This is a genomic window from Corynebacterium sp. HMSC30G07 (assembly GCF_001806945.1).
Taxonomy (GTDB): Bacteria; Actinomycetota; Actinomycetes; order Mycobacteriales; family Mycobacteriaceae; genus Corynebacterium; species Corynebacterium riegelii.
In genome coordinates this window covers 1-22,990 of sequence record NZ_KV786451.1, presented here as the reverse complement: position 1 = coordinate 22,990, position 22,990 = coordinate 1, and the positions used below count along the sequence as shown (strand labels likewise).

Annotated in this window: 22 protein-coding genes; 14 read left to right on the top strand and 8 right to left on the bottom strand. The window is 61.8% G+C overall.

Features of this window, described 5'->3' with window-relative positions:
- Positions 1–128 precede the first annotated feature (128 nt).
- The gene (gene dnaA, locus HMPREF3104_RS02530; RefSeq protein ID WP_070494004.1) at positions 129–1,649 is read right to left on the bottom strand and encodes a chromosomal replication initiator protein DnaA; all 1,521 of its coding nucleotides are present in this window, start codon (positions 1,647–1,649) and stop codon (positions 129–131) included.
- A gap of 711 nt (positions 1,650–2,360) precedes the next feature.
- Here dnaA and rpmH point away from each other — a divergent pair.
- The 8 genes from rpmH to HMPREF3104_RS02500 all read left to right on the top strand — a co-directional run bounded on the left by rpmH (position 2,361) and on the right by HMPREF3104_RS02500 (position 8,339).
- Complete coding sequence (rpmH, locus tag HMPREF3104_RS02525) at positions 2,361–2,504, top strand: 50S ribosomal protein L34 (protein WP_180950584.1); 144 nt, start codon at positions 2,361–2,363, stop codon at positions 2,502–2,504.
- Positions 2,505–2,531: 27 nt separating this feature from the next.
- Positions 2,532–2,885 carry a ribonuclease P protein component gene (rnpA, locus tag HMPREF3104_RS11970; protein WP_083278878.1) on the top strand — a complete coding sequence of 118 codons (354 nt, stop codon included), beginning with the start codon at positions 2,532–2,534 and terminating at the stop codon, positions 2,883–2,885.
- The gene (yidD, locus tag HMPREF3104_RS11965; RefSeq protein ID WP_052205677.1) at positions 2,886–3,200 is read left to right on the top strand and encodes a membrane protein insertion efficiency factor YidD; all 315 of its coding nucleotides are present in this window, start codon (positions 2,886–2,888) and stop codon (positions 3,198–3,200) included.
- Positions 3,194–4,165 (top strand): membrane protein insertase YidC, encoded by a 972-nt coding sequence (gene yidC, locus HMPREF3104_RS02520; RefSeq protein WP_052205678.1) that lies wholly within the window; start codon positions 3,194–3,196, stop codon positions 4,163–4,165. The genes yidD and yidC overlap by 7 nt, the downstream gene beginning before the upstream one ends.
- 208 nt (positions 4,166–4,373) lie before the next feature.
- Positions 4,374–4,991, top strand: a complete 618-nt coding sequence (gene rsmG / locus HMPREF3104_RS02515; protein WP_070494001.1) for a 16S rRNA (guanine(527)-N(7))-methyltransferase RsmG — start codon at positions 4,374–4,376, stop codon at positions 4,989–4,991.
- A 4-nt stretch (positions 4,992–4,995) separates the two neighbouring features.
- On the top strand, positions 4,996–5,871 hold the full coding sequence (locus HMPREF3104_RS02510) for a ParA family protein (protein WP_070493998.1): 876 nt from the start codon (positions 4,996–4,998) through the stop codon (positions 5,869–5,871).
- Positions 5,872–5,874: 3 nt separating this feature from the next.
- Positions 5,875–6,969 (top strand): ParB/RepB/Spo0J family partition protein, encoded by a 1,095-nt coding sequence (locus tag HMPREF3104_RS02505; protein ID WP_070493995.1) that lies wholly within the window; start codon positions 5,875–5,877, stop codon positions 6,967–6,969.
- A gap of 59 nt (positions 6,970–7,028) precedes the next feature.
- Positions 7,029–8,339 (top strand): RNA-binding domain-containing protein, encoded by a 1,311-nt coding sequence (locus HMPREF3104_RS02500; protein ID WP_070493992.1) that lies wholly within the window; start codon positions 7,029–7,031, stop codon positions 8,337–8,339.
- A 24-nt stretch (positions 8,340–8,363) separates the two neighbouring features.
- On the opposite strand, the gene HMPREF3104_RS02495 is transcribed toward HMPREF3104_RS02500, so the two are convergent.
- The 7 genes from HMPREF3104_RS02495 to HMPREF3104_RS02465 form a co-directional block, all read right to left on the bottom strand.
- On the bottom strand, positions 8,364–9,545 hold the full coding sequence (locus HMPREF3104_RS02495; protein WP_052205682.1) for an N-acetylmuramoyl-L-alanine amidase: 1,182 nt from the start codon (positions 9,543–9,545) through the stop codon (positions 8,364–8,366).
- A gap of 1 nt (position 9,546) precedes the next feature.
- Positions 9,547–9,870: a thioredoxin gene (trxA, locus tag HMPREF3104_RS02490; protein WP_070493989.1), complete on the bottom strand. Its 324-nt coding sequence runs from the start codon at positions 9,868–9,870 to the stop codon at positions 9,547–9,549.
- A 35-nt stretch (positions 9,871–9,905) separates the two neighbouring features.
- Positions 9,906–10,907 carry a thioredoxin-disulfide reductase gene (gene trxB, locus HMPREF3104_RS02485; RefSeq protein WP_083278877.1) on the bottom strand — a complete coding sequence of 334 codons (1,002 nt, stop codon included), beginning with the start codon at positions 10,905–10,907 and terminating at the stop codon, positions 9,906–9,908.
- A 58-nt stretch (positions 10,908–10,965) separates the two neighbouring features.
- Positions 10,966–11,520, bottom strand: coding sequence for a sigma-70 family RNA polymerase sigma factor (locus HMPREF3104_RS02480; protein ID WP_052205684.1), 555 nt, complete (start codon positions 11,518–11,520; stop codon positions 10,966–10,968).
- A 235-nt stretch (positions 11,521–11,755) separates the two neighbouring features.
- Positions 11,756–15,211, bottom strand: a complete 3,456-nt coding sequence (gene murJ / locus HMPREF3104_RS02475) for a murein biosynthesis integral membrane protein MurJ (protein ID WP_141738101.1) — start codon at positions 15,209–15,211, stop codon at positions 11,756–11,758.
- Positions 15,208–17,724, bottom strand: a complete 2,517-nt coding sequence (locus tag HMPREF3104_RS02470) for a hypothetical protein (RefSeq protein WP_070493986.1) — start codon at positions 17,722–17,724, stop codon at positions 15,208–15,210. The genes murJ and HMPREF3104_RS02470 overlap by 4 nt, the downstream gene beginning before the upstream one ends.
- A complete protein-coding gene (locus HMPREF3104_RS02465) occupies positions 17,721–18,545 on the bottom strand; it encodes an NUDIX hydrolase (protein WP_070493983.1) in 825 nt (274 codons plus the stop codon). The genes HMPREF3104_RS02470 and HMPREF3104_RS02465 overlap by 4 nt, the downstream gene beginning before the upstream one ends.
- Before the next feature lie 103 nt (positions 18,546–18,648).
- Between HMPREF3104_RS02465 and HMPREF3104_RS02460 the strand changes: the two genes are divergently transcribed.
- From HMPREF3104_RS02460 to HMPREF3104_RS02435, 6 genes are all read left to right on the top strand, one after another.
- Positions 18,649–20,076, top strand: a complete 1,428-nt coding sequence (locus HMPREF3104_RS02460; RefSeq protein ID WP_083278876.1) for a CCA tRNA nucleotidyltransferase — start codon at positions 18,649–18,651, stop codon at positions 20,074–20,076.
- Positions 20,069–20,677 (top strand): YqgE/AlgH family protein, encoded by a 609-nt coding sequence (locus HMPREF3104_RS02455; RefSeq protein ID WP_070493980.1) that lies wholly within the window; start codon positions 20,069–20,071, stop codon positions 20,675–20,677. The genes HMPREF3104_RS02460 and HMPREF3104_RS02455 overlap by 8 nt, the downstream gene beginning before the upstream one ends.
- Before the next feature lie 4 nt (positions 20,678–20,681).
- Positions 20,682–21,392, top strand: a complete 711-nt coding sequence (locus tag HMPREF3104_RS02450; protein ID WP_070493977.1) for an AzlC family ABC transporter permease — start codon at positions 20,682–20,684, stop codon at positions 21,390–21,392.
- Positions 21,392–21,730, top strand: a complete 339-nt coding sequence (locus HMPREF3104_RS02445; protein ID WP_070493974.1) for a branched-chain amino acid transporter permease — start codon at positions 21,392–21,394, stop codon at positions 21,728–21,730. Before HMPREF3104_RS02450 ends, HMPREF3104_RS02445 begins: the two co-directional genes overlap by 1 nt.
- A 111-nt stretch (positions 21,731–21,841) precedes the next feature.
- On the top strand, positions 21,842–22,219 hold the full coding sequence (locus tag HMPREF3104_RS02440) for a hypothetical protein (RefSeq protein WP_070493971.1): 378 nt from the start codon (positions 21,842–21,844) through the stop codon (positions 22,217–22,219).
- A 173-nt stretch (positions 22,220–22,392) separates the two neighbouring features.
- On the top strand, positions 22,393–22,785 hold the full coding sequence (locus tag HMPREF3104_RS02435) for a hypothetical protein (RefSeq protein WP_070493968.1): 393 nt from the start codon (positions 22,393–22,395) through the stop codon (positions 22,783–22,785).
- Positions 22,786–22,990: the final 205 nt, after the last annotated feature.

Here is a 22,990-nt window from a genome sequence, read left to right as displayed (position 1 = left end):
TTTGGCGGATTTTGCGTTGTCGTCTAGCGGCCGGTGCTGAGTGCTAGACGATAATGACAAAAGACCAGGTCGCGGCTCGGGTGAGCCCGGAAGGAAGGCGGGCAGGCCGGGCGGGCAGGGCGAGTGCGTTAGGCGCCGCGGGCGCGGTTCTTCACAATCTGGGTGAGCTCTTGGATTTCGTCGTAAGTCTCACGGTTTTCTGTCATCTCCTTGCGGATCTTGCGGTCCGCGTACATGACGGTGGTGTGGTCTTTGCCGCCGAACTCGTCGCCAATCTTGGGCAGCGAAAGCTCGGTCAGCTCGCGGCACAGATACATGGCAATCTGGCGCGCGTGGGCCACCTGCCTGGTCTTTCCGGCGCCAGTGAGTTGGTCGACGGCCACGCTGAAGTACTCCGCCGCGGCCTCTTTGATGGCGGTGGCGGTGATGTGGATATCGCTTTCGTCGGGAAGAATGTCCCGAAGCGCAACCTGGGCAACTTCCATGGTGATTGGCTCATTGATCAGCGAAGAGTACGCAGAGACGCGGATTAGGGCGCCTTCGAGCTCGCGGATGGAGCTTTGGAACTGCGTGGCAATGAGTTCGAGGACGTCGTGACTGACGTGCGTGCCGTCCGCAGCTGCCTTTTTTAGCAGAATCGCGATGCGGGTTTCCAGGTCTGGCGGCTGAATATCGGTGATGAGGCCGCCTTCGAAGCGGGTACGTAGGCGGTCTTCAAGCGTGGTCAGCTGACGCGGCGGCCGGTCAGAGGACAAAATGATCTGCTTGTTGGACTGGTGCAGCGCATTAAAGGTGTGGAAGAACTCTTCCTGGGTGCCTTCCTTGCCTTCGAGGAACTGGATGTCATCCACCATCAGAATGTCCAGGTCGCGGTAGCGGCGCTTGAAGGATTCCTGACGGTCATCACGCACGGAATTGATGTAGTCATTGGTGAATTCCTCCGATGACACATATTTAATGCGCAAGTTTGGTTGCAGCACACGCGCGTAGTTGCCGGCAGCGTGCAGCAAGTGGGTCTTGCCTAGGCCGGAACCACCCCAAATAAACAGTGGGTTGTAAGCACGGGCTGGATTCTCTGCGACGGCCACCGCTGCACCATTGGCAAAGCGGTTGGAAGAGCCAATAACAAAGTTTTCGAAGGTGTACTTCGGGTTCAGGCTGGCTTCGCGGTCAGGGTCGTGAGCAGGCTTTTCACGCGGAATGCGCTGCGGGACGACGGGGTGTGCGCTACCACTTGCCGCGACCTGCTGGGCGTGCATCTGCGCAAGCTCATCAAGACCCATCGGTATCTGCTCCCCCACCGGGGTCTGCGCTGTTTGGCTGGATGCCCACTGCTCCTGGACTGGCGGAATTTCAGGTTCCGGTTCAGGCGCGGCCATGGTTACCGCAAGTGTGCAGGGCGTTCCCAAACGCGACTGCAGCAGTGCCGTGATGTGCGGTGCGAGCGACTCCTCTACTACTGACTTGGCCGCGGCATGCGGTGCAGTGACTACGGCATAGCCGTTGACCAGCACCTCCGGGCGCACCAACTGAAGGTAGGCGCGCTGTTGGTGGGTCAGCGTGGGTACGGATGAGTTGGGACGCTCAGAAAGTTGCAACAACTCCGCAACGAGGTCACGCCACAGTGACTCGAGTTGCTGATCGGCCACGGCAGCTCCTCACAAGAATTAACAGCAATTCACAAGTTAGGTCCGGACAGATAAGCCCGCGACCTCATGTTCCACAAGGTTATACACACCTGTGGATAACTCTATCCACTGGGGTTATCCACAGGAGTGTGTTTACCTGTGGATAACTGTGAGTTTCTGTGTACAACGCTTGTACCTGCAGAAACTAGCGGAATTTCACGAAAGTCTCAACTAGAACTTCACAGTTATCCACAGGACTTCACAATTGGGGTCTGTGATTTTGTGGTGATAAAACATTGTTACCGCGTCCGACCTCGCACTGTCTAACAAATGCCTGTGAGTACCCCTGTGGATAACTTTCGCGCTCGAACACGTGTGTTGCACATAAATGAATAGACAATTACTGTGGCGCTGGATGGCTCGGCGATTCGCCCTCCCACCTGCAGAAAAACACACTGTTGTAATTCCGGGGGTACCCAAAAGAAAGGTTCCGACATGCGGCGCGGCGATTTGTAGCAACGCCTTTCAATCACGTACCCTGACATGGTCTGTCACATCAGTGACTTTTGGAGAGCACCTTCCCGGGACGGTGCATGCGAGCGCGATGATCCACATCACGCACCGCAATCTCACTTACAACGTTTCACCACCGGACGGCCCAGGCCCCGGAGCTGGTGCACACGCGGGGAATCCGCGTGAGTACAAGCTGGCCGTTCGTGCAACCGAAGGAGTATTTCCGTGTCTAAGCGGACTTTCCAGCCGAACAACCGCCGTCGCTCCCGCAAGCACGGCTTCCGTGCTCGCATGCGTACCCGTGCCGGCCGCGCCATCATCTCCGCGCGCCGCAAGAAGGGCCGCGCAAAGCTGAGCGCATAAGAGCGCTTAAGCCTATAACCAACGCGCGTGTTACCCCGCCCGCACAAACTGACCTCGTCCGCTGACTTCAAGCAGACGATGCGTCGAGGAGTGCGCGCGGGGTCTCGCACATTAGTGGTGCATGTTTACGCCCGCGAAGATCTTGTTGTACGCGGCGGGCCCCGCTTCGGGCTGGTTGTGAGCAAACAAGTCGGCAACGCTGTAATAAGGCATGCGGTGTCCCGGAGGTTGAGGGCTGTGGTGCTTGCGGGGGGCGTCGATAAGCTTAAGCCCTATCACGATGTAGTGGTGCGAGCACTACCACCGGCAGCAACCGCAACCAGCGAAGAGTTGGCTCGGGAGTTTGCATCCGCGCTGGCCAGGGCGTTGAAGAAGCGCTAAATGCCGTACTTCAACTTCCTGGGCGAGGAAATCCCCCAAGCCAAAGGGCCCCTAGCAAAAGCCATGGTGGGCGCGGTGCGTGGTTACCAAAAATACCTCTCGCCCCTTAAGATGGGTGGCACTTGTCGCTTTATGCCTGTATGCAGCGCGTATGCGCTTGAGGCCGTATCACGTCACGGAGCTGTGCGAGGTGGCGCGATGGCAGCGGCACGAGTGTGTAAGTGCGGCCCGTGGCACCCCGGGGGATACGACCCGGTACCCGGCAGCGCGGGCGAAGCGGAAAAGACAACGAGGAGAAACACCGAACAGTGCTGAACTTTATTTACTGGCCAATCTCGTGGGTGCTGCGGTTCTGGCACGAAGCCCTCGGCTTTGTCCTGCCCAAAGATTCCGGCATCTCCTGGATCCTGGCCATTGTGCTTTTGACCTTTACGGTGCGCATCTTCCTGGTTAAGCCCATGGTCAACCAGATGCGCTCCATGCGCAAGATGCAAGAAGTACAGCCGCGGATGCAGGAAGTCCGCGAGAAGTACAAAAACGACCAGACAAAAATGGCCGAAGAAATGCGCAAGCTGCAAAAGGAAATGGGCGTCAACCCATTGGCCTCCTGCATCGTGCCGCTGGTACAGATGCCAATCTTCCTTGGCCTGTTCCACGTGCTGCGCTCCTTTAACCGCACCGCGCGTCCGAACGACCCGCTGAGCGTTGAGGTAAACCGTGAGACCGCCAACTACGCCTTCCCAGCGGAAGACGTGCAGTCCTTCCTGGACGCCAACTTCTTCGGCGTACCGCTGTCGGCCTACATGTCTATGCCGGAAGCCGCGTTCGAGGCGTTTACCGGCGTTGACCTGACGCGAACCCACATCATTGCGGTCTGCTTGCCGCTGGTGATCATCTCCGCAGTGTTCGTGCACTTCAACGCTCGTATTTCCATCAACCGTCAGAATGAGCGTCGTGCAGCTGGCAAGGTTGCCGCACCGACTGGTGATACTGCGAAGATGATGGAATCCCAGATGGGCATGATGAACAACATGATGCTGTGGATCATGCCGATCATGATTCTGGCGTCCGGCTTCCTGTGGCACGTTGGCCTGCTGTTCTACATGCTGGCCAACAACGTGTGGACCTTCTTCCAGACCCGCATTGTCTACGACAAGATGGATAAGGAAGAGGAAGCAGAAGAAGCAGCAAAGCGTGAGGCAAAGCGTGCGTCTGCACCCGTGGTTGGTGCACGCACTGTGGATAAGCGCACCAAGAAGCAGCGCAAGCAGGGTAAGTAAGCCGCTAGTTTCACACCACATACCGGCCTCTTCGGTCCTTCGGATCGGGGTTGCCGGTTTTTTGGTGCCTACCTGCGGATATGGAAGTGGCTGTATGGTGTGTGTCGGCGTTGACTAACATCTAGGGAACAACACTGCGCCACTGCAGGTCACAGCAGGCCACTGCAGGCCACAGCAGAACGCCCACCTGAGCAAGGAGTACACAGCCGTGTCAGATCAGTTGCCCGATCAAGCCAGAGAGATCTTTGGAGACCGCTTAGACCTTGCGGTGGCGTACCACGATTCGCTGGCAACAACCGCCGCTGAGCGTGGGTTCATCGGCCCGAAAGAAGTGGACCGTCTGTGGGATCGCCACATTCTTAACTGTGCTGTGGTCGGTGAGGCATTCGAGCAGAATCTCAACGTAGCGGATATCGGTTCCGGTGCTGGCCTGCCGGGCATCCCGCTTGCCATTGCCCGCCCTGACTTGCAGATCACGTTGATTGAGCCGCTGCTGAAGCGCTCGGTGTACCTGGGCGAGGTCAAAGAGGCGCTGAAGCTGGATAACGTCACGGTTGTCCGCGGGCGTGCTGAGGAGCAGAAGAAAGGCCAGTTCGACGCAGTAACCTCCCGTGCCGTGGCGCCGCTAGGCAAGCTCGCTGGGTGGTCCTTGCCGTTGGTGAAACCTGGGGGGCAGATGGTGGCGTTGAAGGGGGCGTCTGTAAGCGAAGAGCTCGAACGCGACCGTAAGGAAGTGACCAAAGCCGGCGGCGGGAATGCGGAGATTTTCACTGTGGGTGCGGCGCTTGCAGAGCCCACCACGTTGATCAGGATTGTGCGGAGGTAGGCCGATGAGCAACGTGCGCTTATTTACGGTTGCAAACCAAAAGGGTGGTGTGGGTAAAACCACCACAAGTGTCAACATTGCTGCCGCTCTGGCTAAGCAGGGGCACAAGGTGCTGGTGGTGGATCTGGATCCGCAGGGCAATGCCTCGACGGCGCTTGGCGCGGAGCATACCTCCGGCACCCTGTCCTCCTACGAAATCCTGATCGGCCACGCAACGCCAGATGAGGCGATGCAACCGAACCCGGACAACCCGAACCTGTTCTGCATCCCCGCAACCATTGACCTGGCGGGTGCGGAAATTGAACTGGTCAGCATGGTACGCAGGGAGTACCGGCTTTACGACGCATTGAGGCGCGGCTTCCTCGAATCACACGGATTCGACTACGTCTTCATCGACTGCCCGCCGTCTTTGGGCCTGCTCACCATCAACGCGATGACCGCGGTGGATGAGGTGATGATCCCGATTCAGTGCGAGTACTACGCGCTTGAGGGCGTAGGCCAGCTGCTGAACAACATCGGCATGATCCGTGAACACCTAAATCAGAACCTGCACATTGCGGCTGTGCTGCTGACTATGTACGACGCACGCACGAAGCTTGCCGCCGACGTTGCGGAGGAAGTGCGCAACCAGTTTGGCGAGGTGGTGCTGCGTAACATGATCCCGCGCTCCGTGAAGGTGTCAGAGGCGCCTGGCTTTGGCCAGACGGTTGTGGAATACGACCCGACTTCCCGCGGCGCGTTGGCCTACATTGATGCTGCGAAGGAGCTGCACAACCGCGGCGACTACACACCACACCCCACTACTGGGCCGATCGGCGTGAGCCCGGAGGTATATGCCCAGCTGGATGCAGATACGAGTTACGAGATCGAGGAGGACTAAACAATGGCACAGGAACGCAAAGGCGGCCTTGGCCGCGGCCTGGGTGCGTTGATCCCCTCGGCCCCGGCGCAGATGGACAAGTCCGGCAAGACCGGCGGCATTGGTGGCGGGGCCTCCGACATCATCTTTGGCAAGGCGAAACCAGCCGAGGAAAAGCCTGCTCAGGCCGCTGGGAAACCGGCTGTAGAGCCGACCGGGAAGCCGAAGCGTCCGAAGGGCGCCCCGAAGGTTGGTGTGAAGGGTGCGCCGACGGTGGCGGCGAGCGCGGAGAACGCGCTTTCCCCGATGCCGGTCGGTGGTGCGCGCTACCAGGAGATCCCGCTTGGCCAGATCATCCCGAACCCGAAGCAGCCGCGCCAGGTCTTCGATGAGGACGACCTGGCGGAGCTGGTCCACTCCATCCGCGAGTTCGGCTTGCTGCAGCCGATCGTGGTGCGCGATACGCGCGAGGGCTTCGAGCTCATCATGGGTGAGCGCCGTTGGCGCGCGGCCTCCAAGGCGGGCTTCAAGCACATCCCGGCGATCGTGCGCGAGACCTCCGATGAGGACATGCTTCGCGACGCCCTGCTGGAGAACATCCACCGCGTCCAGCTCAACCCGCTGGAAGAAGCGGCCGCCTACCAGCAGCTTTTGCAGGAGTTCGGCGTGACCCAGGAGCAGCTGGCTGACAAGCTTGGCCGCTCGCGCCCGGCCGTGACCAATGCGATTCGTCTGCTGGGGTTGCCGGTTGCGGTGCAGCGCCGCGTAGCAGCCGGTGTGCTGTCCGCCGGCCACGCCCGTGCGCTTTTGGGCATCAAGCTTGGCGACGCCACAACGAACGCCCAAGACACCCTCGCCGAGCGCATTGTGGCCGAGGGCTTGTCGGTTCGCGCAACCGAAGAAGCCGTGACCCTGATCAATAACAACGGCCAAGTCCCGGAGAAGCCGAAGCGCACCCCGACGCCGCAGCCGGAGTACCTCCAGACCGCCGCTGAGCGCTTGGCGGATGTGTGGGATACCAAGGTGTCCGTGACCATGGGCAAGCGCAAAGGCAAGATCGTGGTGGAGTTCGGTGACCGCGATGACTTTGAGCGAATCATGGAGCTCATGCAGGGGTAATTAACTTCTGGATTCCATCGATGTCATTAAATGATTGAATCTGATGTAAACTCTCGGGCGTGAATAGTGCGGAGATTCAGCAGCTCATTGCGCGAGGGGAGTCCCTGTCGGTTGCATTCGCGCGCCGAGTTTCATCCGCATACATCAATGAGCGACGATTGATTGAAACAATGGCGTGCCTTGCCAACGCCGACGGCGGGACGCTGCTCATCGGGGTGGACAAGGACGGCACCGTCAGCGGCTGCTACCCCTTCCATGGCGAGACGACCGACCCGGCGCAACTCGCCGCAAGCGTCTTCCGGCATACCTCCCCCTCCCTTCCCGTGACCGTCTCGGTGGTACGTGTGGACGGCAAGGACGTCGTGGCGGTCCACGCGGACCCCGCCGCAAGCCCCGTGGCAACCAAGTGGGGTGTGTACCGCACGCGCCGCCTTAACGCGCAGGGCACCCCGGAGTGCGTTGGCATGGACCCGGCGTATCTGTTCACCCGCTACCGCGACGCCAACGGGATGGACTGGGCACTGGCGCCCGCCGCGGGGGCCTCGCTTGCAGACGTCAACCCGGACGCCATCAGCACCTACCGGGCACACCTCCAGGCCGCTCACCTGCGACAACTTGGTGATGAAGCACTGCTTCGCGCACTGGGCTTCTACAACGACTCCGCAGAACCGCTCAGCCTCGGAGCTATTGCGTTATTTGGTCACAGTGACGCTCTGCAGCGCTTCCTCCCCTACCACGGTCTGACTGTTTCGGATCGCCGCGTGCGCCCGGGCGCCACCCCGAAGACGATGCGCAGCCAGGCGCCACTTGCGCTGATGCTCGATGATCTCAGCCGCAACGTCGACACGTTCGGCGCCGCCTACCCGCTTGTGATCAACGCACTACTGCACAGGGACTACTTCATGCCCGGCCCCGTGTACGTGGCGTTGGACCAGCGCGGTGCCAAAGTCACCAGCCCGGGGCCTCTCCCCCGCGGCGTGGATGGCACTGGCGGGGTCCACGCGCCGCGCTCCATGTATCTGACCAGCGCAATTGCCCACACCGGCCTCACCCCAGGCGCAGGCACTGGGCTGGCCACGCTTGCGCAGGACGGCCACGCCGTGAGTTTTGAAGGCAGCCACGACCAGGCCGTCGTAGCCAGCATGCAGTGGGCACCCACAACAAGAAACATAAGCGAAGCCACCGGCAATGAGGCGCGCGTGCTCAAGATGATGGGCAGGGTGGGTGACGAAGGGGCGTCCAGTAGCACGATCGCCGAGATGGCCGGTCTGAGTAAGCAGCAGGCTTACCGAGCACTCCGCAAACTGGTAGACCAAGGCGCGATCCGGCGCACCGGCGAGACCAGAACTACGCTCTACCTGCCACTTTAGTCTCTAGGCACGAGACACGCGCCGCTAAGCCTTCTCCTCACGCAGCAGGTCAGAGAAGTTGTACGTGCCGGTCGGCTGGTCATCCATCTCCATCAGGTAGAGACGCTTCACCGCAACCACAATCGCCTCCGCAATTGCGTCGCGTTGCTTCGGATCTGTCAACACGGCAACGTCGCCAGGATTGGTTACGTACCCCAACACCACCTCAACGGTAGGCATCTGCGTCATGCGCAGCATGTCCCACGTGCGGGCGTGATTGTGGCAATTCTGCAGGTCAGTACGTGCAGCGATCTCGCGCTGAATGAACCCGGAGAGCACTTCGCCGGTCATGGAGGACGTGCCCTGCTCGGAACCAAAGTAAAACGTGGCGGTACCGTTGGCCTTTTCGTTGGCGTAGCGGTCCAGCTTCAGCGAAATCACCACGTCAGCGCCAAAACCGTTCGCTAAATCAGCACGGGCCTTCGTCGAAGGGTTATCCCCACGCGGCCGCGACAGGATCGTCTCCATCCCCGCGGCAACCATGCGCCCCTCAATGCGGCCAGCGAGATCCCACAGAATCTCTTCCTCATGAATTTCACCAAAACGCCCGGACACCGCCGAACCGTGATCGTCCCCGCCAAGCGCCGGGTCAATCACCACACGCTTGCCGGACAGGTGCGGACCCGCCTGGCGCACATGCTCACGCTCACGAATATTGTGCGCGGAACCGCCAGTAATCCGACGGCCCAAAAGGCTCAGCGCACGCAGCGTCTCGGGGCCGCAGACACCGTCATCTTCAAGACCGGTGTCCAGCTGGAAGTTCGCCACAGCCTCATGCGTATCCGGGCCAAAGCGCCCATCCACACGATGCTGATAAAAGCCCAGTTCATGCAGCTGATTCTGCAGCTGCGTCACATCATCGCCCACCATGAGCTGGCCCGGCTGATAACTCAGCACACGCGCACCCAACTTGTAGGACGCCTCGCGCAGCTCACGCAGCGTCAAATCATCGATAGCCCCAGAGGGAACGATGCCGCGGGACTGTTGGAAGGCGCGGATGGCTTGCTCCAACGCAGCGTCGAAAAGCATCTCCTGCTTCGAAAACTGCCTGGAGTTAAAGCCGCCAACACTGCCCTCAAAGCCCTCAAGAACGCCGATGCGAGCAAGCGCGGTGCGGACCTCAGCCACACGCGCGCTCGAATCACCGACGCGAAGAATTTCCGGCATATTACATCTGCGCCTGGAGGCGCTTAACAATCTCACTCTTCGGACGAACGCCGACAAACTCATCGACCTTCTCGCCGTCCTTAAACAGCAAGACAGTCGGGATAGACATGACCTGGAACATCGCGCCAAGGGTGCGTTCCTGGTCAACATTGACCTTGGCAACCTTGACCGAATCGCCCATCTCCGTGGCAATTTCGTCCAGAATCGGGCCGAGCTTCTTGCATGGGCCGCACCATTCGGCCCAGAAGTCCACCAGCACAGGGGTGTCGGCGTCTACCACCTCAGATTTGAAGGTGGCCTGGGTGACATCAATTGGAGCGTTCATAGCCTCACATCCTAGTTGGGCAATTGGCAAAGGTGTTACAGCGCGGCCAAGTAATGCTGCGCGTCCAGCGCCGCGCGGCAACCGGAGCCCGCCGCAGTAATTGCCTGACGGTAGGTTTTGTCCACCAAGTCACCCGCCGCGAACACGCCCGGAACACTCGTTGCCGTGGACGGATCCGCCACCGTGACGTACCCGCCCTCATCCACAGCCACCTGGCCCTCAAGGAACCCGGAGCGCGGATCGTGCCCGATAGCCACAAACAGCGCCGTGGCGTCCAGCACGGACTTCTCCCCGGTCACCGTGTTCACCACGTTCAGGCCCTCGACCTTTCCGCCGCCGTCAACCACGGATTCCACAACGGTGTTGGTGAGGAACTCAATCTTCTCGTTCTCACGGGCGCGGTCCAGCATGATTTTGGAGGCACGGAAGTTCTCCGAGCGGTGAATCAGCGTGACCTTGGAGCCGAACTTGGTCAGGAAGGTGGCCTCCTCCATCGCGGAATCACCACCACCAACAACGGCAATGTGGTGGTCCTTGAAGAAGAAGCCGTCGCAGGTTGCGCAGGTGGACACGCCGCGGCCGGTCAGCTCCTCCTCACCCGGCACACCCAGGTGGCGCGGCGCCGCACCCGTGGCCAAAATCACGGCCTTGGCCTGGTAGACCTCATCATCCACGTACACCTTCTTCAGGCCAGTGTCGGAGAAATCCACCCGAGTCACCAGCTCACTGCGCAGGTCCGCACCAAACTTCTCTGCCTGCTCGCGCATGTTCTCCATCAGATCCGGGCCCATCACGCCCGCATCAAACCCGGGGAAATTCTCCACCTCGGTGGTGTTCATCAACTCGCCGCCGTACTCATACCCTTCAAAGACCAGCGGTTTCAGCTCCGCACGCGCGGCATAAATCGCCGCCGTGTAGCCTGCCGGGCCAGAGCCCACAATGATCAGGTCGTGCACAGGGGCATCTTGCTTATCGACGCCCTCTGCAACCGCATTCGCACCAAGGTTGCCCACGTTAATAAATCCCGGATTCGTCATAGCTACGTAGTGTAGCGGCGCGGTACACATACGCCCCAGCCACTTATGCCTCAGCGAGTTACGCTTCGGCCACAGCCGCAGCAACCAGCTCGCGTGCGCGGAAGCGGCGAGACTTCACCGTGCCGGGACGAACGCCCAGTTTGGTGGCGGCGGATTCGACGCTCATCCCGTAGACGTCTATAAGCAACAGCGCCTTACGGTGCGTGGAGGGAAGATTCGCCACCGCCTGCCGCAACGCCAGGAAGGACTCCACCGTTGTCGTCGGATCATGCGACAAGAAACGGTGATTGTCCTGGGTGATTGTCTCCCCATCGTCATAACTGACCACGTTGCCGTTCCTGGTTTCCGTACGACGGTAGAAGTCATACGCCACATTGGTCACCGTGCGGTGCAGCCACGTAGTCATCTTCGCTTCCCCGCGGTACGTGTGCATACTGCGGCTGGCGCGAAACAGCGCCTCCTGGACAATGTCCTGGGCGTCAAACTCATCGCGCGCGTAACTGCGTGCAGTGTAAAACATGCGCTGGTGGTGGCGCTTCACAATCACGCGAAACGCACGGACGTCGCCATTTACGTAGTCAGAAGCCAGCTGGATGTCGGAGCGGTGCGGCATAGTTCCCCCTGTGTATCCCCCGAAAAAACATGACGGGTTTAACTATGCCCTGCCGCGGTGCCGTTGCGCTACAAAATGCGTGCACACTTTAGTGGACACGGGTTGCGTGAGCCCCCTCCCCACACGTTTGCAGCTACCTAGACCCGGCTACCAAGCGAAAAATCGCTTAGTAGCTGCATGTAGGTAGCTGCATTTAGGTTTGGGGCGGGGTTTGGGGCCGTGCAGCCCGCCGCACCTACTTCATGTAGCCGATGAGCGAGACGTTGCGCAGCGTCGCCTCACCAGCACCAGTACCGTCTTCACGCGGCGGCAGGTAGATCACCACGCCGCTGACCTCGCGCGCTTCGACGTCGATGTTGTTTTGGCCCTTGTGCAACGTGCCGCTGGCCAGCAGTGGGAACTGCGACCACTGCTCGCGGGTGATACCGGAACCAGCAGAGCCGTCAGAAAAGTCGGCGGGGAGGCCGTAGATTTCGTAGGGGCCGGTGTCGGTTGGGGCGTCGATAAGCATGTGCTCAAGGCGGAACGGGCCGGTGACATCGCCGCCGCGAAGGACCACCGCAACGTCGCGAGTGGTGGTCCAGGAGGTGGTGTTGTCCTGGTCCACGATGTTGTGTACTTGGCCGTCCACCGGCGTGCCGTCGGGGTTCACCGCGGCGGCGAGCAACGGGCGGATGACCACGGGCAGTGTGGAGGCCTCGGTGGTGGTCGGGTGCGGCGCGCTGGTGGTGGCGCCGACCGGGCTGACGGGGCCGTCGGATTCTTCGCTGCTGAACGTGCCGATGAGGTAGGCGGTTAGGGCCGCGATCATGATGACGGCCGCCACCGCAATAGCGGTCAGCAGCGCCACGACGACCGGGCTGAAGCTGCCGGCGCCGAAGCCGCCGCGCAGTGCGTCCGGGTCGTCTTCGGGTTCCTCGGCTGCCGGCGCGAAGTCCAGCGCAGCCGAGGCGTCCGGAGCAGCTTCCGCATCCGTTTCAGACACAGACTCCGTCACGGTCCCCGGCAGGTTCGCTTCCCTGCGCAGGGCGGCTTGGAGGTCGCGGAAGTCGTGGGTTTCAATCGCGTCGGCGTCTACAAGCGCACGCGTGTTGCGTGTGATCTCTTCAAGCGCATCGGAGTTCACGTTGGCGGTGAGCAGCTCCATGGCGGAGGCGAAGCTCGCGGCGTCTGTCACTGCGGAAGAGCCGGGCAGCACGGCCGGGAACGCCAGGCGGATTTTGCCCTCGGTGTCCACGCGCAGGCGCTGGCGGTTGTCCAGACCAAGCGGCACGTCCACGTTGCGGGCGGCGGCCATGGCACCGGCCAAAGGCGCAAGCGCGTTGGCCACGGCCTCAGTGTGCAGGGTCTGGCCGGACTCGCACACGGCCTTGACAGAGGTGCCCTCTACCCAGTCCGCCACGATCAAGGCGCCGGTGCGATACGACAGGATTTCAATGTTGTCCGCCACCGCGGGGTGGCCAAGCTTGGCCAGTTTGCGGGTGCGGCGGGCAACGCTTGCGGCGTCAATGGCGGCCTCGCGCGGGCTGGCCGGCGCCATCGGGGAGGCGCCGGTGGTGTCCACAAACGTCAACGCCACAGGCCGGCCGGTCGCCACCTCGCGGGCCTGCCAGAAGCGGGCGCCGGCGGTGGCGCCGTGGTCCCGGATGAGACGGAAGCGGCCATCTGAAACCAGCGCGCCCGGCACCAGACGGGGCCCGCGCACAACACCGGCGGACATCGGCGGCGGCACCGGCGAGGCGTTGAACGTATCGGCGGCGAGGAACTGGGTGGACATCTCGCGCGGGTCCACTTCACCGGTGTCAATGGCGCGCTCCTCATCCGGGCGGATGAAGCGGCCCATGCCCGGGATACGTGCCAGGGCTCGGCCCAGGTTCTGTACCTCTGGCAGGCCGGAGCGTGCCAGGACCAGACCGGTGGCAATGATAAACAGCACGCCCAGGATGCCAACCTCAATCAGGAAGCCAAGCGAAGGCAGGTGGATCAGCTCGCCCAGGAAGTTGGGCATGTCTATGCCGGCAACGTCGCGCACCAGCCAGCGCAGCCCGAACATCCCGGCCACGCCAATGATTGCAGAGGCCATCGCCCAGATAGAGGTGTGCAGCACTGAGCGCATGTCCAGGGTGCCCAGCTTGCGCTTGAGCAGCAGCGCGCCGATTGCGGCACCGGCAACAAACCCGAACCCGTTGGCCGCACCAAGCAGCACCACCACGTGCTCCGGGCGATTGGCTACCAGGGGCGCGAGCATGCTCAGCAGCACCTTGGTCAGGGTGATGCCGGCGATGATGAAGGTGGGTGTCCAGGCCTCTTCACGCGCGTAGAACACGCGCAGGTGCAGCATCACTAGCGCGTACGGGATCAGGGTGAACGCGGCGAAGCTGATGGTAAGCCCTAGGGTGCGCGCGGCCTCTGGGTCGAAGTCGCCGTAGGCAAACAGCGCGTGGCCAATGTCGGGGCCAAGCGCGGTCATGAACACGATGATGGGGATCAGCGCGATGAACGTCAGCTTGGTGCCTAGGGTCAGGTCGCGCACTACGGCTTCGTCGTCGCCGTCGGCGGCCTTGCGTGACAGTCGCGGCATGATCGCGGTCAGCAGGGTCACGCCGATGATGCCGTATGGCACCTGCAGCAGCATCCAGTGCTGCTGGTAGATAAACGGCGCGGCTTCGTGCGCGTTGGAGGCAATGCGGGTGGTCACAATGTAGCCGGCTTGGCTGATGGCCACGTAGGTGATGATCGCCAGCGCCATGCCGCCGAATTGCTTCAGCCTGTCATCAATACCCCACAGCGGCCGCAGGTTAATCCCCAGCTTGCGCAGTGCGGGCAGCATGATCAGGCATTGCACCACCACACCGGCCGTTGTACCCAGGCCAAGCAGGAGCACATGGGGGTTGCTAATCGACGCCGGCGCCGCCGCATTCAACCGCCCCGGCAGCGCCATATACGCGGCCAACACCGCGATGGAGACAATGTTGTTCGCCACCGGCGCCCAGGCGCCTGGCCTGAAGTGTTCCTTGGTGTTCAAAATTGCCATGAACAGGGAGAACATGCCGTAGAAGAAGATCTGCGGCAGCAACAGGTAGGCGAATGAGGTGGATTGGATGACGTTGACCTTGCCTTCGTCATCAAGAAACAGCCTGGTCAGCCAGGGTGCGGTGACGATGGCGACGGTGGTCACCACCACCATCAGGGTCAGCGTCAGCGTGAACAGTTGGCGCACGAAGCGTTCGCCGCGGTCCGGGTCTTCCTTCTCCGCACGTACCAGCACTGGCACCACGAGTGCGGTGAGCACGGAGCCGAGCACGATTTCGGTGATGATGTTCGGCAGCGTGTTGGCGGTGTTGAACGCGGATGCGACGGCTGGGCCGAGCGCCGCACCGATCATCACGGTGCGGATGAATCCGGTGATGCGTGAGATCAGCGTGGCAACGGCCATGGAGCCGGTTGCGCGCACCACGGACTGGCTGGAGTTCTCCTCCGTTGCCTCAGCCTCTTGCGCGGCGGGTGCCTCCAGGGTGGCCACTGCCCCACCACTTGCCCCTGCGAGGGTTTCGCCTTTGGGGCTGGTGGTGAGAAGCGACCGGTCCGGCTCGCCGGTTTCCGCCACCGGGTCCGGCTTGGGCTCGCGTGGCGCAGGCACGGGCGCGGGCGGTGCCGGCGCAACAATGCGCTTGCGCAGGTTCTCTGTCACGTCGCTGCTCCATTCGGGTTAGTGGTGGTTGGGGGCTTTTTGCTTATCGACGACGGCGGTGCCAACCCTCTCCTCCGCCTCCTCGCGCCCATCCCGATCAAGGCGAAGAGGGCGAAGAGCACGAACGCGCCTAAGACCAGCACCCAGCCGCTTAAGGCCAAAGACGGGGTGCGCACGGCGATGTCCACGGGCTGCGAGATTGCCTGGCCCTGCTTGCCGGCTAGGAAGAGCTGCAGCGTGGTGTCGCGGGAGTCTTGTGGCAGGTCTGCCGTCATGGTGACGGTGACGGAGCCGCGCGCGGGGATGCGGAACGTCTCTGGAACGTTGAGGCGTGCCCCGTCGGCGGCAACGTAGCCGATGGTGGTGTCCACCGGCAGCGGCATGCCGTTCTGGGCGACGATGAGCAGCGGGCTCGATGGCGAGGTCCTTGTGTACACGTTGCCCGGCGGAATCAGCGTGACTGCGGCGCGCAGAGCGCTCAGCTCCGCGCGTGATCCGGTAAGGCGGTCGCTGGTTTCGGCAGCGGCGGCGGCGTAGCCACCAATGGAGCGCCGACCCGTGGGTGCGAATGCCGTGAGGATATCGCGTCGCAGCGGCAGCGTGAAGCCGTAGCGTGTCAGCGCGATCGAGCTGTCGGAGGCCAACAGCGTGGACAAGTCATTGATAAACCGGGCCTGTTGGGTGGCGCTTAAGATTTCGGCGTCGGAGTAGGTGGCGCCGTCGTCGACAAGCAAAGGCTCGGTATTCGGCGCAACGTCCATACGCAGCACACGCTGCGCAAGCCCCTCGGGGCGGGAGAAGCCCTCGGCGGTCAGGTAGGCAATGGAGCCGAGCAGCGCCGCTGCGGAATCCGCGTCCCAGCTTGCGGGCGGGTTGAGCAGCACGTTGTTGGTGTTTGGCTCGGGTTCCTGCTCCGGCGTTTCTGGCATTTCCGGCACGGGCACCATGGCCTGGCTTGCGGCCAGCTGGATGGCGGCCACAGCGTTGATGTCGCGGGCAAGCTTGGAGTCCTTGGCGTAGTTAAAGCGGTACGCGGGGTTGGTGTACGCCATGGTGGACGGCGTCTGCCCCATTTGGGCAAGCGTGGCGTTGAGTGCAGCGTTGTAGTCCAGGCTGGCCACTCCGGGGGCGAGCCAGGCGCCGTTAGTCTCCGACCCCGCGGTGAGCACGCGCACCGGCACGGTCGGCTCGGGCGCTGCGGCCCAGTCTGGCGCGGCCTGCTCCTGGCGCTCAAGCGCACTCTTTGCACTACCGCCCACTTCCTCCGTGGCTGCTTGCACGGCGTTTTCCCAGGCGCCGCTTAAGCCTTCTTCCTGGATGCGGGAGCGAGTGTGGTCCGCCCAGCCAAGCGCTGGCGCCACATCGTCGGCCACGTATCCGGTAGCCGGAACCACGGTGTTGAGCACACCGGTTTGGCCAAGGATGCGCTCCAGGGTGAAGGGACCGCGCTCGATGGCTTCGCGCATCAGCCAGGGATCACCCGTTTGGGCTACCGCGTTGAGGTCCGTGTTCGCCCACGGCAGGGCTACGGTGCAGCCGCTGGCAGAAATCTGGCGCATTTTGTCCAGCCATGCGGCGGCGTCCTCGCTGCCAATGCCTGGTAGGCCAAGTTCCGCTTTGGTGTCGCTGCTCCAAGAATCGCGCAGTCGCTTCGGCTCCTCCACCACCGGCGGGCGTTTGTGGGACACGGTGTAGCCGCGGCTCATGCGGTCCACGGTGTCAATCAGCGCGGGGTCGATGGCGGCGCATACGGCATTGGACACAGCCCAGCCGGTGTCGGGATCAGCGATAGCGTCCAGGTAGGTTTCCGCAAGCTGGTCCAAACGCCCGCCCGGTGCGATCTGCCTAGCCAGTTGCTCAGAGGCCAAGATCAGCGGCGGGTCCATCGGTGCGTCGCCGGTTTCGCCCGGCAGGATGTCCACCGCCGCGGATATCGGATACAACGCCGTGAGCCCGCCCGGAGCCATCTCTTCCGAAGGCGCGCCGCGCGTGTTCAGGTGAAAGCGCTCGGTATCTAGGGTCGTGCCGTCTGCATCCGTGAGTTGCAGCATGACCGGGTAGGCGCCCACCCAATCCATGGGCAGCTCTACGTCAAACTCCACGTCGGTACTGTCGCCCGGCTGCAGCGCTCCCGGCACGTCAACGCGTTGGCCGACCTTGCTGTACTCCCCCACTTGCGCCACGGTTGCCACGCGCTGGTCGGTCACGGAACCGGTTGCCGGCCCGCGTCGGGACGTCACGCTTAAGCCCTCAAGCACCCCATCCGAGTGGTTCGTAACACGAAGTTTCACGTGAAACATTGCGGGGTTGGCGGCTGGGGTGGACAACGGGGCGTCGATAAGCAAAAGCTCCCCCCGCAACCCATCGTTAGGGCGAACGGAGGGATTTGCCCAGGTAGAGCCGACAGACGGGTGGTCCGGATCCGTAGGCACCGGAATTGCTGCGGCGGGCTGGATACCCACAGACGCGAGCAACACGGCGCACGTAGCGGCCGCAAGCCGCGGGCGAATCATCGCGGGGTGGCCCTTCCGGAGGTGCGTTCCTTTCGTGCCAAATCGGGCATACGATCCACCGCAATGCGGGCTAACTTGCGCTCATCCGCATACGCCAAGCGCTCGATGAGCTCGCTCATTGGCACCCAAGTGACCTCGGTGACCTCCGGGTCCTCATCATTGAGGTCCCCGTCCACGTAGCGCAGCAAGTTGTGGTGCACGGTCTTGTGAATGCGCACACCATCCGAGACAAACCAGTAATCAATGGTGCCAAGCGTGTCAAAGGCCTCACCGTAAATGCCGGTTTCCTCCCAGACCTCACGCTCCGCGGTCTTCCACTGGTGCTCATTGTCCTCAACGTGGCCCTTGGGCATGGACCACAACAGGCGGCCACGACGATCCAGGCGACCAATCAACGCGGCGTAGATCTTGCTCAGATCCACATTGCCGCCCTTATCTACGGCCTCAGCCATGCCGGAGACCACCAGGCCGCCTGCAGAGGTCTCGTCGCGCGTAGGAATGGAGGAGTCGTAGCGGTCCTGATACTGCGCACGCTTGCGCTGATCCGCGCTTGAACGACGCCTCCCGCCCCGGTTGTTCCGGTGGGCTTTATTATTCTGCCCCCCGCGGCGACGCCTGCGGTTCGGATTGTTCGGCTTGCCGCCCTCGGAGCTGTCGTGCTGCTGGCCCTGTTTCGAGCCCTGTTGCTGGCCGTTCGAGCCCTGCTTGGAGCGGCCCTTGCCCCGGCCGCGACGACGCCGACGCTTCTGCCCACCTTGGGAACCATCCCGAGGGGCCGAAGCGCCGGTTTGGGATTGCCGCGCGCGGGTGTTGTCAGTCATTCGCCTTATCGTATCTGGTATTGCGGGTTACGCGGGTATCGTGTCACGGGTGAGTGTTTTTGACCTGCCCGATGCGCAAGACCCGAACGCTTTGGCGGTAGTGATGGGGCGGTTGCAGTCTGGGGTGCAGGAGCACGCCGAGATCTTGCAGCCGCTTGCCGCTGCTTTCGCCGAACGGGGTGAGTCCTTATATCTTGTCGGCGGCCCGGTGCGTGATGCCATGCTGGGCAAAACCGGCAATGACCTGGACTTTACTACCTCTGCCCGCCCTGAGGTGATCAAGGAGATCCTTGAGGTGTGGGGTGAGAAGACGTGGGATACGGGTATTGATTTTGGCACGGTGAGCACGGTCAAGCGCGGTGTGCAGGTGGAGATCACCACCTTCCGCGCGGATCTCTATGACGGTGTGAGCCGCAACCCGGAGGTCACGTTCGGCGACACGATCGAGGGTGACCTGGTCCGCCGCGACTTTGCGTGCAATGCGATGGCAGTGGAGCTTTTGCTTGTCGACGCCACGTTGAACCCCCAATTCCACGACCCCTGCGGCGGCCTTGAAGATGTGTTGGCACGGAAGTTGGATACGCCGCAGGCACCGGAAGTGTCCTTTAGGGACGACCCGTTGCGCATGCTGCGCGCTGCCCGCTTTGTTTCCCAGCTTGGGTTTGAGGTGGCACCCCGCGTGTTTGATGCGATGCGGGACATGGCTAGTGAGATTGAGCGCATCACGGTGGAGCGCATCCAGGCGGAGCTGAACAAGCTGATGGCTGGTGCGGCTCCGTGGGAGGGCATGGATCTGCTGGTGCAGACCGGTCTTGCGGATTACGTGCTGCCGGAGGTGCCGGCGCTGCAGTTGGAGCAGGACGAGCACATGCAGCATAAGGATGTGTACCGACACTCGTTGACGGTGCTTCGCCAAGCCGTGGAGCTGGAGGACCCGGAGGAAGAGCCGGATCTGAAGCTGCGTTGGGCGGCGCTGCTGCATGATATTGGCAAGCCGGATACGCGCGCGGTGAAGGAAGGCGGCGGCGTGAGCTTCCACCACCACGAGGTGGTTGGCGCGAAGCTGGCGCGCAAGCGTTTGCGTGCGTTGAAGTATCCGAAGCACATGATTGAGGACATTGGTCAGCTGGTGTACCTGCACATGCGTTTCTACGGGTTTGGTGAGGGCCAGTGGACGGATTCGGCGGTGCGCCGCTACGTCACGGACGCCGGCGAGCTGCTCCCCCGCCTGAACAAGCTGGTGCGCGCGGATTGCACCACGCGCAACCCCAGGAAGGCGGCGCGCCTGCAGCGCACCTATAACAATCTGGAGGACCGCATTGCGGAGCTGGCCGCCAAGGAGGACCTGGCGCGCGTACGCCCGGACTTAGACGGCAACCAGATCATGCAGATCCTGGACCTCAAGCCCGGCCCGGACGTTGGCCGCGCCTGGAAGTTTATGAAGGACCTGCGCCTGGAGCGCGGCGAGCTTGAGCACGACGAGGCGGTTGCCGCGCTCAAGGCGTGGTGGGAGGAGGAGCAGCGTGCCTGAGTACTTCTACGCTGACCGGTTGTTCAACGCGTTAGAGCGCGAAGAGGTCGCGCCCGGGATGTTGTTGGTTGCCGCACCGGGGATGTACTCACCGGAGTTCGCGCGCACCGTTGTGCTGGTGTTGGAGCGTGACGTGGACGGCACCGTGGGCATCATCCTGAACCGCCGCAGTGACACGGCGTTGTTCAACGTCATGCCCGCGTGGGCGGATCTGGCCGCTTCCCCGCAGGCGCTCTACATCGGTGGGCCGGTCATGCCGCAGGCTGCCGTGGCGGTTGGCGTGACCAAGAATGGTGTGGATATTGAGAACGCGCCGCACTACACGCGCCTGGCCAACAAGTTGGTGCACATTGACCTTGGTGCTGACCCGTCGCTGCTTGCCAATGATCTTGAGGGCATCCGCGTGTTCGCCGGTTATGCCGGGTGGGACACGGGCCAGCTGGAGGAGGAGATCGAGCGCGGTGATTGGTTCATCGCGCCTGCGCTGCCAGGTGACGTGGTTGCGCCGGCGAGGGCGGATTTGTGGGGTGACGTGATGCGTCGACAAGCAATGCCCTTGCCCTTGTTCGCAACCTTCCCGACCCACCTCGAAGACAACTAATTTTATGGTTTCACGTGAAACATCCGCGGAGATCCGCAAGGGTGTTAAGGACATTTGGCTGGTCGGCCTCGGCCTGATCCCGCTTGGCCTGGCGTTTGGCGTGCTGATGACGCAAACGGGTTTCGCCTGGTGGTGGACCCCGATTTTCTCCTTTGTCATCTACGCGGGCTCGATGGAGTTCGTGGCGCTAAACATGGTGCTCACCGGTGTGGGCCCGGCATCGGCGGCGCTGACCGGTTTCATGGTGAACTTTCGCCACATTTTCTACGGTCTGACCTACCCGCTGGAGAAGGTCCGCTCCCCCATCGGCCGGCTGTACGGCACGTATGCGCTGACTGATGAGTCCTACGCGGTCGTCTCCGCCCTGCCGAAGGGCACGAAGCTCAGCGGGCCGCGCGTGATGACCATCCAGATTGCGGCGCAGACGTTCTGGGTCGGTTCCGGCATTGTCGGTGCGCTTGCGGGCGCGCTGATTCCGCCGGATCTTCAGGGCCTGGATTTCGCGCTGACCGCGCTGTTTATCGTGCTGGCGTATGAGGCGTTCCAGTCCATGCGTGACATCGGTGCGGTGGCCATCGCCCTGATCTTTGGCCTTGTCGCCTGGCTGATCGCCCCCGGCCAGATGTTGATTGTTGCTCTGACCGCCATGTTCGTCCTCATGCTGGTGCGCTTTTGGCGTCCGCGTCTGGACGCCACACTGACCCACACAATCTAATGGGTCTTCCTACCGGTGTAACCCTGGCCATGGTGTGGGCGGTGCTGCTCCCCGTGGCTGTTGTCACGGTCGCTCTGCGCGCCGCTCCCTTCCTTTTCCGACGCCTCCTGCGCGGCAGCCCCCTCCTGGAGTTCCTCGGCGTGATCATGCCCGTCAGCGTAATGACGGTGCTGGTTGTCTACTCTATCGCCGGAGCCACCGATGCGCCCGGCGGCGTTACGGCCTCCCTCCTTGCCGCAGCGGTCACCCTGGGGCTTCATGCTCATCGACGCTCCCTCGCACTCTCCATCTTCACCGGCACCTTCCTCTATGTTGTGCTGGTGAACTGGGTGTTTTAGTGGGGTTTGGTTGTGTGAATCTATTGGTTGCGCGGAAATATTTGAGAGTTTAAGTTGTGTGGGGTCAGTTCGCTGACAGGTTCCCATACGTTCACCTCAAGGAGTTTTCCCATGAAGCGTTTCACCGCTGCTTCTATTGCTGCCGCTACCGCGCTGTCCCTCGTTGCAATGCCCGCACAGGCTGCTGAGAAGAAGTCTTCGGAGATTTCTGACGAGTACGCTATCGGTTACATCTGGGGTGGCATTGTCAAGGATCGTATCAACAAAGGCACTGGTCTCACCCCTTCCATGAGGAGCATTCTGAAGAACTACAAGGAGGGTGACGACACTTCTGTTCTCGACAGCTCCCTGCGCAATGACGCAGCCAACGGCTACAAGGTCGGCACCACCTTCGACATCCTCCTTGGCACGGGTATCACCGCCCTCCTGCTCGCTCTGATCGGCGGCGCGGCTGCATACCAGGGCTTGATCCCGGGCGTTCAGCTCTAAATAGCAGTTTTACTGTTTTTAACCCGCTCACTTCCCTGCTTGGGATGGGCGGGTTTTCGCTTCTCTTGGTACTCCGCTTGGGTTCGTATCTGTTGCGAGGTCGTGGACCCGCATTTATGTTGTGGATCACAGACAGTTGAGAGCGTTCAACTTTCACCTGAAGGAGTCCCCCCATGAAGCGTTTTACTGTCGCATCCCTCGCAACTGTTACTGCCCTATCCCTCATTGCGATGCCCGCACAGGCTGCCGAGGATAAGAATTCCTCGACGAAGAGCTCATCTGAAATCACCCAAGCCGAAGTAGACGAGCATCACCGTAAGGCCATCGAGAAGGAAGAGAAGCAAAAGGGCACGGGTTTCTCCCAGCCTTACGTCAATTCTTCGAACAGTGGCCAGATCAAGAATGACGTCAGTTCTTCAATCAAGAACGATACGGCACGCGACTGGAAGATCGGCACCACCCATGATCTGATCTGGGGCACCGGCATTGTCGCGCTCTTGCTTGCTCTGATCGGTGGCGGTGCGTTCGCGGCACAGCAGGGCCTGATCCCGGGCGTGCAGTTCTAAGCTCACCGTCTAAGCGCTTATAACCCGCTCACTTCCCCCTCGGGAGTGCGCGGGTTTTTGCTCTACAGGTGAAATGTAGAGCGCTTCTCGAACGGTTGTTTGGCATTTTCTTATCAACGGACAGGGCGTGTGGAATCGGTCGCTATACTGAATGCAACCGCCAGCCTGGGTTGTGAATGTGCATGCGGAAATAGTGAAATAAATG

Excerpts from the sequence above, each read along its gene's own strand:
- yidD (WP_052205677.1), top strand. The coding sequence starts at position 2,886 with ATGCCGTACTTCAACTTCCTGGGCGAGGAAATCCCCCAAGCCAAAGGG.
- HMPREF3104_RS02510 (WP_070493998.1), top strand. The coding sequence starts at position 4,996 with ATGAGCAACGTGCGCTTATTTACGGTTGCAAACCAAAAGGGTGGTGTG.
- HMPREF3104_RS02505 (WP_070493995.1), top strand. The coding sequence starts at position 5,875 with ATGGCACAGGAACGCAAAGGCGGCCTTGGCCGCGGCCTGGGTGCGTTG.
- HMPREF3104_RS02495 (WP_052205682.1), bottom strand. The coding sequence starts at position 9,545 with ATGCCGGAAATTCTTCGCGTCGGTGATTCGAGCGCGCGTGTGGCTGAG.
- trxA (WP_070493989.1), bottom strand. The coding sequence starts at position 9,870 with ATGAACGCTCCAATTGATGTCACCCAGGCCACCTTCAAATCTGAGGTG.
- trxB (WP_083278877.1), bottom strand. The coding sequence starts at position 10,907 with ATGACGAATCCGGGATTTATTAACGTGGGCAACCTTGGTGCGAATGCG.
- HMPREF3104_RS02480 (WP_052205684.1), bottom strand. The coding sequence starts at position 11,520 with ATGCCGCACCGCTCCGACATCCAGCTGGCTTCTGACTACGTAAATGGC.
- HMPREF3104_RS02470 (WP_070493986.1), bottom strand. The coding sequence starts at position 17,724 with ATGATTCGCCCGCGGCTTGCGGCCGCTACGTGCGCCGTGTTGCTCGCG.
- HMPREF3104_RS02465 (WP_070493983.1), bottom strand. The coding sequence starts at position 18,545 with ATGACTGACAACACCCGCGCGCGGCAATCCCAAACCGGCGCTTCGGCC.
- HMPREF3104_RS02460 (WP_083278876.1), top strand. The coding sequence starts at position 18,649 with ATGGGGCGGTTGCAGTCTGGGGTGCAGGAGCACGCCGAGATCTTGCAG.
- HMPREF3104_RS02450 (WP_070493977.1), top strand. The coding sequence starts at position 20,682 with ATGGTTTCACGTGAAACATCCGCGGAGATCCGCAAGGGTGTTAAGGAC.
- HMPREF3104_RS02445 (WP_070493974.1), top strand. The coding sequence starts at position 21,392 with ATGGGTCTTCCTACCGGTGTAACCCTGGCCATGGTGTGGGCGGTGCTG.
- HMPREF3104_RS02440 (WP_070493971.1), top strand. The coding sequence starts at position 21,842 with ATGAAGCGTTTCACCGCTGCTTCTATTGCTGCCGCTACCGCGCTGTCC.
- HMPREF3104_RS02435 (WP_070493968.1), top strand. The coding sequence starts at position 22,393 with ATGAAGCGTTTTACTGTCGCATCCCTCGCAACTGTTACTGCCCTATCC.